This window comes from Blastocatellia bacterium, from assembly GCA_035573895.1.
Lineage (GTDB): Bacteria > Acidobacteriota > Blastocatellia > HR10 > HR10 > DATLZR01.
In genome coordinates, this window is record DATLZR010000017.1 from 1 (window position 1) to 11,813 (window position 11,813).

The 11,813-nt window shown below is 60.0% G+C and carries 11 protein-coding genes; 3 read left to right on the forward strand and 8 right to left on the reverse strand.

The features are described 5' to 3' along the window. The first annotated feature begins 578 nt into the window (after positions 1 to 578). A complete protein-coding gene (locus VNM72_02055) occupies positions 579 to 2,750 on the forward strand; it encodes a bifunctional (p)ppGpp synthetase/guanosine-3',5'-bis(diphosphate) 3'-pyrophosphohydrolase (GenBank protein HXF04182.1) in 2,172 nt (723 codons plus the stop codon). After that, positions 2,728 to 3,135 (forward strand): RidA family protein, encoded by a 408-nt coding sequence (locus tag VNM72_02060; protein ID HXF04183.1) that lies wholly within the window; start codon positions 2,728 to 2,730, stop codon positions 3,133 to 3,135. The genes VNM72_02055 and VNM72_02060 overlap by 23 nt, the downstream gene beginning before the upstream one ends. 33 nt (positions 3,136 to 3,168) lie before the next feature. Here the strand turns inward: VNM72_02060 and rpmB are convergent, their stop codons facing one another. Then, positions 3,169 to 3,390 (reverse strand): 50S ribosomal protein L28, encoded by a 222-nt coding sequence (rpmB, locus tag VNM72_02065; GenBank protein ID HXF04184.1) that lies wholly within the window; start codon positions 3,388 to 3,390, stop codon positions 3,169 to 3,171. Between the two features lie 246 nt (positions 3,391 to 3,636). On the opposite strand from rpmB, the gene VNM72_02070 reads away from it, so the two are divergent. Next, positions 3,637 to 4,737, forward strand: a complete 1,101-nt coding sequence (locus VNM72_02070; protein HXF04185.1) for a SurA N-terminal domain-containing protein — start codon at positions 3,637 to 3,639, stop codon at positions 4,735 to 4,737. A gap of 209 nt (positions 4,738 to 4,946) precedes the next feature. Here VNM72_02070 and VNM72_02075 read toward each other — a convergent pair whose 3' ends face one another. The 7 genes from VNM72_02075 to VNM72_02105 form a co-directional block, all read right to left on the reverse strand. After that, positions 4,947 to 5,756, reverse strand: coding sequence for a ComF family protein (locus tag VNM72_02075; protein HXF04186.1), 810 nt, complete (start codon positions 5,754 to 5,756; stop codon positions 4,947 to 4,949). Between the two features lie 161 nt (positions 5,757 to 5,917). Continuing rightward, the gene (locus tag VNM72_02080) at positions 5,918 to 6,781 is read right to left on the reverse strand and encodes a prohibitin family protein (protein ID HXF04187.1); all 864 of its coding nucleotides are present in this window, start codon (positions 6,779 to 6,781) and stop codon (positions 5,918 to 5,920) included. Continuing rightward, positions 6,778 to 7,038 carry a DUF2007 domain-containing protein gene (locus tag VNM72_02085; protein HXF04188.1) on the reverse strand — a complete coding sequence of 87 codons (261 nt, stop codon included), beginning with the start codon at positions 7,036 to 7,038 and terminating at the stop codon, positions 6,778 to 6,780. The genes VNM72_02080 and VNM72_02085 overlap by 4 nt, the downstream gene beginning before the upstream one ends. Then, entirely contained in the window at positions 7,028 to 7,897 is an 870-nt protein-coding gene (gene dapF, locus VNM72_02090; protein ID HXF04189.1) for a diaminopimelate epimerase, read from the reverse strand. Before dapF ends, VNM72_02085 begins: the two co-directional genes overlap by 11 nt. A 145-nt stretch (positions 7,898 to 8,042) precedes the next feature. Continuing rightward, positions 8,043 to 8,393 (reverse strand): histidine triad nucleotide-binding protein, encoded by a 351-nt coding sequence (locus tag VNM72_02095; GenBank protein HXF04190.1) that lies wholly within the window; start codon positions 8,391 to 8,393, stop codon positions 8,043 to 8,045. A 248-nt stretch (positions 8,394 to 8,641) separates the two neighbouring features. Next, the gene (gene alr / locus VNM72_02100) at positions 8,642 to 9,835 is read right to left on the reverse strand and encodes an alanine racemase (protein HXF04191.1); all 1,194 of its coding nucleotides are present in this window, start codon (positions 9,833 to 9,835) and stop codon (positions 8,642 to 8,644) included. A gap of 236 nt (positions 9,836 to 10,071) precedes the next feature. Then, on the reverse strand, positions 10,072 to 11,813 hold a 1,742-nt coding region (locus VNM72_02105), incomplete at its 5' end, for a hypothetical protein (GenBank protein HXF04192.1).

Genomic DNA, 11,813 nt, shown 5'->3' on the forward strand with positions numbered 1-11,813 from the left:
TGAAGGAGCAGAGCCAGAATGATTCCGGCATACCACAAACTCATCGGCACCAGATGGAGCGTGAACCCGAGGACCTTGAACAGCACCAGAAACCAGTATGGCGCGGGATAGCCCAACGGGCTGGACGGTCCAAGCAATTCCCTCGGATTCATAGCGACTTCTGCCTGAGATCTCCGCCCACGGATGAAATGTTCCCACAGATCGAAAATCGGTGGGCACTTTCATCTATGGGCGGAAGCCATTTTCCCAGACGATTCATGACAGATGCCTTGTCGGCTGAATTCGCGACACACCTTTTACGATGGCTTTCCGGCCGGGTGTTCCATCATTTTCTTCTGTGCCGGTTGACGACCACCGGGTCAGCACGCCCGAAAGGGTGGCCCGGGCTTTGGAGCCTCGCGCTGTCGCTACTTTCCCCTCGTTTCCGGGCGGCAGCTCTCGTCGGAGAATTACTCCGCCGGAAGCGGCGGCGATGAGTGCTGTTGTTGCTAGCACAAGGGAATCGGCTCGGATACAATTGAGCTATGCCGGGATTCGGTCGAGGGAAAAGACGCCGTGAGGTGGCGTGACGGGCCGTGGTGATTCGCTTCGAGGATATTTTGGAGAAAGTCGAGCGGTACCATCCGGAGGCCGATCTGGAGCTGCTGCGTCGGGCCTATATTTTCTCGGCCCGCGAGCATCGCGGACAGGTGCGGATGTCGGGCGAGCCGTATCTCGTTCATCCCCTGGAGGTCGCTGGATTGCTCGCCGACATGAAGCTCGATGTGGTGACCGTCAGCGCCGGGTTGCTTCACGATACGGTCGAAGATTCCCTGACCACGATTGAGCAAATTGAGCAATACTTCGGGCCTGAAATTGCCCGCATCGTCAACGGAGTCACCAAGATCAGTCAGATCACCGTTGCCTCCCGCGAGGAAGCTCAGGCCGAGAGCCTGCGCAAAATGGTGCTGGCGATGGTGGATGACGTGCGGGTGATTCTGGTGAAACTGGCCGACCGGCTGCACAACATGCGCACGCTGGGCTATCTCCCCCGCGACAAACAGGTGCGGATCGCGCGGGAAACGCTCGAAGTCTACGCTCCCATCGCCCATCGGCTGGGCATGGGTCGTATTCGTGGCGAGCTGGAGGACCTGGCCTTTCAATACCTCTTGCCCGAGGATTATCACCGCCTCAAGGAGGCCGTGGATAAAAAGCGTCCCGCGCTCGAAGCGACGCTGGAAGTCATGAAGAAGGAGATTCGGGCCCGACTCGACGCCGAGCGAATTCCCGTCATCGCCGTCGAGGGACGGGTCAAGCGCCTCTACAGCATTTTCCAGAAGATGCGGCGGAAGAAAGTCACACTCGATGAGATTTACGATCTGGTCGCGGTGCGCATCATCACCACCAGCGTGCGTGATTGTTATGCCGCCCTGGGCGTGATCCATCAGGCGTGGCCGCCGATTCCGGGACGATTCCGCGATTGGATTGCTACGCCCCGCGAGAACATGTACCAGTCGCTCCACACATCGGTCCTGGGACAGGACGGGGTGCCGCTGGAGATTCAGATTCGCACCGAGCAGATGCACCGCATCGCTGAGGAGGGCATTGCCGCTCACTGGAAGTATAAGGAGGGCAAGCTCGGCGAGCATGTGGAAGATCGCGCCTTCGCCTGGCTGCGACGCTTGCTCGACGAGCAGCAGGAGACCCGCGATGCCCGTGAATTCCTCGAAAACCTCAAGCTCGATCTCTATCCCACCGAGGTCTTCGCCTTCACTCCCAAGGGCAAGGTCATCGAGCTGCCGCGCGGGGCGACGCCGGTGGATTTCGCCTATGCCATTCACACCGAGGTCGGACACACCTGTACCGGAGCCAAAGTCAACGGGCGCATCGTTCCCCTTCGGTATCAGATTCGCAACGGCGATGTGGTGGAGATCATTACCACCGCCGGGCATCATCCGAGCCGCGACTGGTTGAGTTTCGTCAAAACTAATCGCGCCCGCACGAAAATTCGCAAGTGGCTCAGCGAAGCGGAACGTCGAGAAGCCATCGAACTCGGCAAGCGCCTCCTGGAAAGGGAAGCGGAGAAATTCCACCTGAGTCTGAAGAAGCTCACCAGCAACGGCGAACTGGAGAAGATCGCCCCCGACTACGGCTACCAGAAACTGGACGACCTTTATGCGGCGGTCGGCTACGGGAAAGTTTCTCCGCGTGGCGTCATCATTCGATTCGTGCCGCCGGAGGTCATCGCCGAAGTCGAGGAGAAACCGCCGACCAAGATCGCCGAGGTGACCGAGCGCGTCAAAAAGGCCCTCGGTCTGCGCGACGCCGCGATTCGCGTCAAGGGGATGGATGATCTGATGGTCTATCGCGCGCGCTGTTGCAATCCCATTCGGGGAGAGGAAATCATCGGCTATATCACCCGGGGCAAAGGCGTCGCCGTCCATGCCCGGCGATGCACAAATGTGCCCGGCCTCATGGTCAATCGCGAGCGCATCATTCCGGTGGAGTGGATGAAAGGCGGCGATCAAGAGCCCTACGCCGTCCCGTTGCATGTGACCGTCGAGGATCGGCCCGGCGTCCTCGCCGAAATCACCTCGGCTATTGCGTCCATCAAAACCAATATCCGAGATGCTCGCGCGCGCACGACCCCCGACGGACGCGGCGAGATCCGCATCACCGTGGAGATTTTCGATCTCAAGCACCTGCAGCGAATCATCGCTGCCATCAAAGCCGTGGAGGGAGTCATTGATGTCGAACGAGCGGAGCGGTGAAACACTCACGCGACACACGATTCAAACTCCTGATGCGCCCCAGGCCATCGGCCCTTACGTTCAGGCCGTGCGCGTGGGCGAGCTGGTCTTCGTCTCCGGTCAAATCCCGATTGATCCCGCGACGGGAGAGATCGTTCAGGGAACGATTGAGGAGCAAACCCATCGGGTGATGCGCAACCTCGCCGCCATTCTTCAGGCTGCCGGTTCGTCGCTGGAGAAGGTGGTGAAGACGACGGTCTTTCTCGCGGATTTGAACGATTTCGCCCGGATGAACGAGGTCTATGCCCAGTACTTTCCCGGGCAGAAGCCCGCGCGGTCAACGGTTCAGGTGGCCCGGTTGCCGCGCGATGTCAAAATCGAGGTGGATGCGGTGGCCGTGGGATAGATCCCATCCGGCCAGGGAAGTCGCAGCGGAGCGTTACAGGGTGGGACTCAATGCGAGAGAAGGGCGACCGGCCTTGATCACTTTGCCGGCTTTCAGACAGCGCGTGCAAACGCGAATCCGCTGCACGCTGCCTTTGACCACGGCCCGCACGCGCTGCAGATTCGGTTCAAATTTATGCTTGGTGCGATTTCCCGCATGGCTGATGCGGTGGCCAAATTGCGGTCCTTTGCCGCAGACAGCGCATCTCTGTGCCATCGTACTCTTTGCCTCCCACGAGATGATGCGAAAAGGCAAAGTTTATAACAGAGCCAACCGATCAAGTCAAATCCGGTCATCGGTTGTGCATCAGCCAAGACCCGCGACGGAGAGTACCGTGAGCGCGCAGGGAGCTGACGGGCGAGTCGTGGGCATCCGTGGCGATTTTTTGTGGAGAGGAGCGAGTTTCCGTTCATCACGAGAGATGGCGCGGGGCATGCCCGCGCGACATCACGAGGAGGAACTGTGAGACGAATAGCGAGCTATCTCTTCATCGTGACGCTTGTGAGCGCCAGCGCCTGCAAGACCAACCGAAGTCAAGCCACCGCCGAGGACGTCGCCGCGCGCGTCAACGGCGTCGTGATCACGCAATCGGAGGTGGATCGGCTGGTCGAGCAGCAGCTCCGGGCGGCCGCACAACAAGGACAGATCTCACCGACGGCTGCCGAGCTGGCCTTGACCCGACTTCAGATTCTCGAAGGGCTGATCACTCAGCAGGCCCTCTATCAAAAGGCGGAGCGCATGGGCCTGCTGCCCACCGACGACGAAATCCTTCAAGGGATTCAGCAGTTCAAGCGCGAGCGCGGCTTGACCGAGGAAGGCTTCCAGCGCGCGCTCCGCGACCTCGGTCAGACCGAGGAGCAATTCAAACAGGATATGCGGCGGCAGCTCGCCATCAAAAAGCTTTTTGATCGCGAGGTCACGCCCCGCATCACCGTGAGCGATCGTGAGATCGAGGAGTTCTATACCGCCAACAAAGCTCAGTTCGTCGAGCGCCGGGGATTCGTCCTGGCGCGCATCATCGTGAGCCCGGAGAAGGAGAATCTGTCCGATGACGCCATCGGCGCGGAAGCCGCCGAGCGGAAAATCCGGGAGATTTACGATCAGCTTCGCAAAGGGGCCGACTTCGCTACCGTGGCTGCTCGGCGATCAGAAGACCCTGTGACGGGCGCGCGCGGCGGCAACTGGGGATTTTTCGCCGAGAATGCTCAAGAGCTGCCCCCGCCGCTCCGGGCCCGTCTGGCGACCATGGCCGAAGGGGACATCACCGAGCCGATGAAGATCGGATCGGTCTGGATCATCGTCAAGCTGACGCGCCGCATTCAACGAGACCGCGATCTGACGCTCGATGAAGTGCGGGCGCAAATCGCCGAGGAGTTGCGCAGCCAGCGAGAGGAGGTCCTGCAGAGCGTCGTCACCCGGTTGGCGCTCGGAGAATCGCGGATCGAGAACATCCTGGCTCAACGCATGCTGGACAATCCGGCCAATTTCGGCGGTCTTCGTCCGATCACGCTCCCGGCCACTCCGTCTTCTCCTGCGCCCGGTCCCAGTCAACCCAAGCAGTAGGGAGAAATCGCTCCACTTGCGGTCATCAGGCGACTTCGGCGGCACGATCGCATGCGGAGCTGTGGACGGCCTGTCCTTGCGTCCGACGAACTCGCCGACCGGGGAATCCACCGAGCGTGCAGGCTATAGCGGTTTTCAATTTCCCGTACTCCGGGAGCGCTCACATCCAGCGGGCAGAGGCACGGCAGGAAGATGCGCTCCCGGTAAACTCATTTGCAAACTGCTCGAGGCCGTTCCGGGACCGTCTGGCCTCCATCGCGCAGGCTGGCGGTAAAATGTGAAGGGAGGGCGCGAGCAACAGCGAATCCATAGACGGCTCGCGCTCCGGCCTCCTTCAGCACCCGCGCACATTCGTTGAGCGTCGCGCCCGTTGTACAGATATCGTCCACCAGCAGGACGACTTTATCTTCGATCTCTCCGCGGCTGATCACGACGAAGGCCCGCGAGAGGCTTTCCGCTCGCTGGGTCACATCCATTCCCGCTCGATGGGGAACGGTGTTTTTGATGCGCTGGAGGAGATCGGTCGCGAGCGGGAGGGCGAGAGCGCGGGCGACGATTCGGGCGATCACTTCGGCCTGATTGTATCCGCGTTCCCGCTGCCGCTGGGGATGAAGCGGTACGGGGACGACGACATCGGCGCGATAAAAGACGGGTTCTCCTCGCACACCCTCTTCGATCTTTTCCCGCAGGCGCCGACAGACATGGCGCTGTGTCTTCAGGCGAAGCACATTCGTCCGCAACGCTCCTTCATACGGCCCGACGAAACGGAGAAGGTCCAGGGTCATCCCTTCGCACTGGCGGCAGCGCTCCGTTCCGGTAGTCGGCGGGTTGATGATCAGCGGGGCGTGGCAACGACCGCAGCGACCGTAACCGATGACATCGGGACTCCCCCGCCAGCAGGCGGAGCAGGTGACGCCCTCGCTCAGCCCGTCCACCAGGCGGCCGCAGAGAGCACATGCCCGGGGAAAAACTAAACTCACCAGCGCATCTGCCAGCAGACGCAGCATCCCATAATTCACAAAAGCGGCAGGCGGCACCCCCCGCTCTTCCCACGGCCATACCGATGCGCCTCATTGAAGGGACCTAGGATGAGCCTCACCTGATATCGTGAGGCCCTTGTGTGGCGGAGGATGCCTCCCGAAAATGGCCGAACCAGGACGCGCCGAATGTGAAAGCAGCGTTACTCTTTCACGGGAACCATCGCTTGTACGCCGGCGGGCAGCGTTCCGATGATGAGCGTTTGAACCTTGGTGTTCTTGATGGCGTCGTTTCGAGAAAGCTCGATCTCTCGCATGATCTCCAGTTGGCGCAGACGAATGAGTTCGGGGTTCTGAGCGGCGGTGCGGGCTTCCAGAGCGCGCGTCTCCTGCTCGATTTTGGCTGCCTGGAGTCGGAACTCGGCGGCTTCTTTGGCCTTGGCGGCTGCGGCGACTTCCGCCGCTTGAATCTCGACATTGTCGGGCAAATCCACGTTCGAGATTTGCACCGACTCCAGCAGGACATTATGCGCGGCGAACTGAGGATCAAGACTGGCCTTCAGCTCCTGAGTCACCCGACCCACCTGGGCGACGACATCGTAAATCTTGATGTCGGAGAAAACGTCCCGCGAGGCCGTCTGAATGATGGGCGTGAGCCGCGCCAGGTATTCCCTCCCCAGGCGAGAATCGAGCTCAACAAGTCTCTTCGGATCGGGAGCGTAGGCGACCGTGACATCGGCGGTGAAACGAACATTATCCACCGAGGTGACGGAGACATTTTCGGTGTGCGTGCGAATGCGCGTCTCGTAGATTTGCAGGCTGGTCGAGATCGGATTGTAAAAGTGAAGGCCCGGTTCGAGCACCTGTTCGGCCTTTCCCCAGCGGCGCAAGACCGCATGAGTGCCCGACTCCACCGTCGTCACCGACTTGGCGCCGAGGATGATCACGATGAGGAGAAGAAAGGCCGCTCCCAGGAATTTCAGCCAGAAGGTCGCTGGCGTGAAATTTCTCCTCCGCCCTCTTTCCAGGAAGGGATCTCGCTCCAGGTCATCCGGTTGGTTTCTCATAAAGTCTCCTCCTGTTGAGAATCGTTTGAGTCATGGAGATGCCGACCGAAGAAGGCCAGGTACAGGCGGTGAGCTTCCATCCGATCCGCTTCGCTGACATAGACGATAACGGGTTGCAGTCCGGTTGTGAGGAGAGGATCGTAGCTTCCGCTGGCCACCGCCTCGATTCCTTCACGCCGCAGCAATTCGACGATCATCTCGGCTTCGGCCGCCATGGCGCACTGAGTGAGGGGAACCCACTTTGGTTCAGACGACATCAGCGAGTGATCCCAACCACACGCCCCGACAGACGGCCTCGGCAGTTCCCGTGACGGTGATGACATCATCCTCGCGCCAGGTTACCTCCAGATCGCCGACGGCCGTTCGCACGCGAACTTGCCGATCCGTCAGGTCGTTGAGGACGGCGGCGACCAGAGCGGCCGAGGCCCCCGTTCCGGAAGAGAGCGTTTCGCCGGCACCGCGTTCCCACATCCGCAGGGCGATGAGCCGGCGATCCAGCACGCGAACGAATTCCACGTTCGTCCGGGCGGGAAACAACGGATGATGTTCAATGACTGGACCGAGCTGCCGGATGTCCAGCGCCTCCAGATCATCGCAGAGGACGACACAATGAGGGTTTCCCATCGAGCAAGCCGTCACCAGAAACACGCCATCGCCCACATCGAGAGGATAATTGACGACCTTCGACTGTGGTGGCTCCAGTGCCATCGGAATCTCCGTGCTGGCCAGACGCGGTCGCCCCATCTCGGCGAGAAAGCGAAAGCGAGGTCCGTCGCGCTCCAGCAGATGAAGCGTCTTCACCCCGGCCCGGGTAGCGACCCGCAGCCGCTCGGCCGCCCACTCTCCGATGAAATAGAGATAGGCGGCCAGGCAACGCACGCCGTTGCCGGAGATCTCCGCTTCGCTTCCATCGGAGTTGAAGAGCCGCATTTCAACATCGGCCTCCGAGGAATCCGCCTGGCCCCAAACGATCAACCCATCGGCACCGATGCCCAGATGGCGATGGCACAGTCGTTGGGCGAGACGCTCGAGCGACTCCGCCCCATTCAGGCCACGCCCGTCGAGGATCAGGAAGTCATTGCCCACTGCATGAAATTTGTAAAATTCCACGGGCATCCGATTTCACCTCGAAAAATTCGGCACCGGCTCTCCCGCCGGTGCGCAGTTGCGGACTCGAAAATTCGACGCTTCTTTCTTTCGAGCAAAGTCGCGTGCGACACCTGCTTCGGGCGTCCGGTTTGTACCGCGCCCTCGCCTTGCTTCACCCCGGAGGCCAGCCCAGCACGCGCCCGCCCAGGACGTGAACGTGAAGGTGAAAGATGCTCTGTCCGGCATTAGGTCCGGTGTTGATGACAACGCGATAGCCTTCGTCAGCAATCCCCACTGCATTGGCCACCTTCGACGCAATGCGCAAAAGATGCCCCAGCAGGGCTTCGTCTCGTGGAGCGGCATCGTTAAGAGATTCGATGTGATCGCGGGGAACGACGAGGATATGCCAGGGCGCTTTCGGGTGAATATCCTTGAAAGCGACAACCTGCTCGTCCTGGTAGACGATTTCCGCTTGCCGGTCACCACTGATGATCTGACAGAATGTGCAATCAAACTCGTACATATCTGACCTCCGCCGCATCATTCACACAACCCCATCGTGAACGAGCGTGAAATCGCATGACTCCTTCTGTTGCCCCCTTCCTTCCTATTCTCACATTTTTTTCCTCGCGCGCCCCTATTTTCTCATAAACGGGGCGAAGAGGGTAGAGTGTTCCGAAAACGCAGAGGTTCGTAGCGGGCGTCGGTGATTCAAAAGGACTCGAATTTTCGTCGTGGAAAGCGGTTCGTCCGAGCGAGCGGGAGAGTGCCCTATAGAATCCGCCGGGGAAGCAGGGGGCTGAGATGCATTGTGAGATCGTAGACGGAGCTTCCGGAGGACGCCGCGACGTCTTCCGGTCGTGAGCCTTCCTGCCAGTCAAACAGCACGGCCACATCGCCGATCTTGACGCGCGGTTCCGGGCCGATCTCAACGATCGTATGGCTGGCGCTGATGGCGACGATCGGATAAAGGTCCGTCCCGATGCGAACATGTGCGCCTTTGACTACCGTTCGGGGAAGTCCGTCGGCGTGACCGACGGGGAGCGTCGCCACCCAGACATTTTCTCGCGCCTTATAGACCCGGTTATAGCCGGCGCTCTCCCCCTTCTGTAGCTGCTTGACGTAGATGACGCGGGCTTTCAAGCTCAGGGCCGGACGCAACTCCATCACCTTCATCGCGCGAAATTCAGCCTCCGGATAAATCCCGTAGATGGCCATGCCGGGTCGCACCATATCGAGAAAGGCCTCCGGGTGCTGAAAGAGAGCATAGCTGGACGCCGCATGTTTCTTGCCTAAAGCGATTCCCTCTCGCTCCATCTGACGGCACAGGGAGCGGAACCGATCGAGCTGCACGAGATCGAAATCCGGATCCTCGGTGAAGGTCATCATCACGCCTTCGATGCGCACGGATGTGCGCCGCAGCGCCAGCTCTCGAATGAGCGAAGGAGCATCCCGATAGGGAACGCCCACGCGACCAATACCGGTGTCAACGCAGACATGGATCGGAATCGGTTTGCGCAGCTTACCCGACACCCGATCCAGAACCGACCCCATTGGAGTGTAGACCATCGGCATGATGTTTCGAGCGGCGACTTCTTCCAGCTCCTTCTCCTCGAACGGTCCCATGAGCAGCACCGGTTTGCGGATACCGGCGTCGCGAAGAGCAATGGCTTCTTGCAGTTTAACGACAGCGAATCCAGCGATGCCCTCGAGTGGTTCCAAAAGGCGCGCGGCGGTGACGATCCCCAGGCCATAGCCGTTGTTTTTAATGACGGCGAGAATGGGCCGGGAATGGATGCGTTGCTGAATTTCCCGGACGTTATGACGAAGATGGGCGGCATGAATTTCGACCCAGGGATCAAAGGAGGAATTCCTCTGGACGGCAGGTCCTCCCACGACAGACTCGAGCGTCAGAGCCGGAAGCGCCAGCCCTGCCTTCAAAAGGGTTCGCCGCGACGATTTCATCACTCCCTGCCCGGATGCTGGTCGGTCACCCTCACTGCGGCTCCATTATGACACATAGGGGCTGACCCGTAAATGTCGTCCCTCGTGAAGGGTGGAAAGGGTAAGAACATTCCTGCGCGGAGTAACCGGGTTTCCTGTCGAGCGCAGTTGGTATGATGGGGGCCCAGGATACGAAGCCGGAAAAAATATGTGGGGATTCGGACCGAGGAAAGCCTTCGGGCCGAATCCCCACGAGACTAGAAGTAGAGCTTCAGAGCAAACTGGAACGTTCGAGGAGCTGCCGCCGAATTGGATTTCCCAAACAGCGAGCTGGCCAGGTTCCCCGTCGTCTGGCCGAAGTTGGTATGATTGGGCAGATTGAACATCTCGGCGCGGAATTGCAATCGGCCTTGCTCGCCCAGGAAAGTGAGCGGGAAGCTCTTGTAGACGGCGAAGTCGAAGTTAGCGAAGCCGGGGCCAAGGAAGACATTCCGACCGAGATTGCCCAGTCCTCGGAAGTTTGTGTCGAAGGCATCGGCACGGAGGATGCCGTCAGCCGGACTCCGATCGGGAATGATCGCTCCTTTCTTGTCGGTCTTGATCATCGGGCGGTCGTTGTTCGTGCCATCGGCATTGAAGTCACCACGAGGATAGGGAGCGCTGCTGAAGACGTTGAACGGCCGGCCCGTCTGGAATGTGAGGATTCCTCCGATCGTCCAGCCGCTCAGGACGTGCTTCACCACTCCACTGGCTCCCTTGAAGAAGGGCAGGTCCCAGATCGTGTTAATCGTCAGCCGCTGAGGCGTGTGGAATCCCGACAGTCCTCGCTCGCGGCGAATGCTGGTGACCGAGACAATGCCGTCGGTGGCGAAGTAATCGGAGTCTTCGTCAATGAACTTGGAGACCGTCCAGGAGGCTTGCAGCGTGAAGCCTTGCTGGAACCGCCGATTGACCTCGACCTGCATGGCATGGTAGATCGAGTTGATGCGATTGCCGGCCAGGCCAATGGCGCCGAAGTTCCCATTCACTCGATCCAGCACGTTATCCAGCAGGTCTCCGTCGAATCGGTTGATATTGAGATTGAGCGGGAGCTTGACGCCCCGGGTGCCGACGTAATTGACCTCGAACGAGAGGTTCCCGGGAACCTCGCGCTGGATGCCGAGGAACCAGCTCTGCGTATAGGAGGTGCGCAGGTTCGGATCGAAGACGGGGTTGAGCGCCGTTCCGCGCGGCGGCGCGGCTCCCCTCAGTCCCGGCGGCACCCACGAAGGAATCGAGTACACAAATGTCTGTCGTGCTCGCGTATCGAACGTCAGCGTCGCTCCGAACGGCGGATTGAACTGGATGTTCTCGTCAATGTTCTGGAAGAGCCGTTCGTAGAAAATGCCGTAGCTGCCCCGGATGGACATCTTGCCTTCGCCTCCCGTCAGCCAGCGACCGAATCGGCTGCTCGCTTTCGGGCTCCAGGCAAAGCCGATGCGAGGAGCGAAATTGTTATCGTCCGAATTGTAGAAGAATTTTGTCGGCGCCGGTTGCAGGGTCTGCAATATGGCGAAGATCGTCGTGCCCTGGGGAATAAGGGCCTGAGCGATCCGTCCGGTCAGCTCCTTCGGGGGTCGGAAGTTCTCATAGCGCAGGCCGAGATTGAGCGTGAAGTTGGATCGGACCTTCCAATCGTCCTGAATGTACCCCATGAACTCGTTGCGGCTGTAGATGCGATAGCCATCACCCCGGTCGCCGGTGGTGAGATCAATCCGCACCTGATAGGTCAATGGCTGATCGGCCAAGAAGGCGGCCTCGTTGGCGAAACTGTAGGCCCCTCGGTAGAGCGCGTTGAACGTCCGCACCCGCTTGATGAATCGGTACTGGAAGCCGGCCTTCACTGCGTGAGACCCTTTGATGATCGAAAGGCCCTCATCGAGCTGGAAGACCACGGGGAAACGATTCTGCGGCATGTTGGTGTCCGCACCGAACCCGTTCACTCCTGTGATGGTGATCG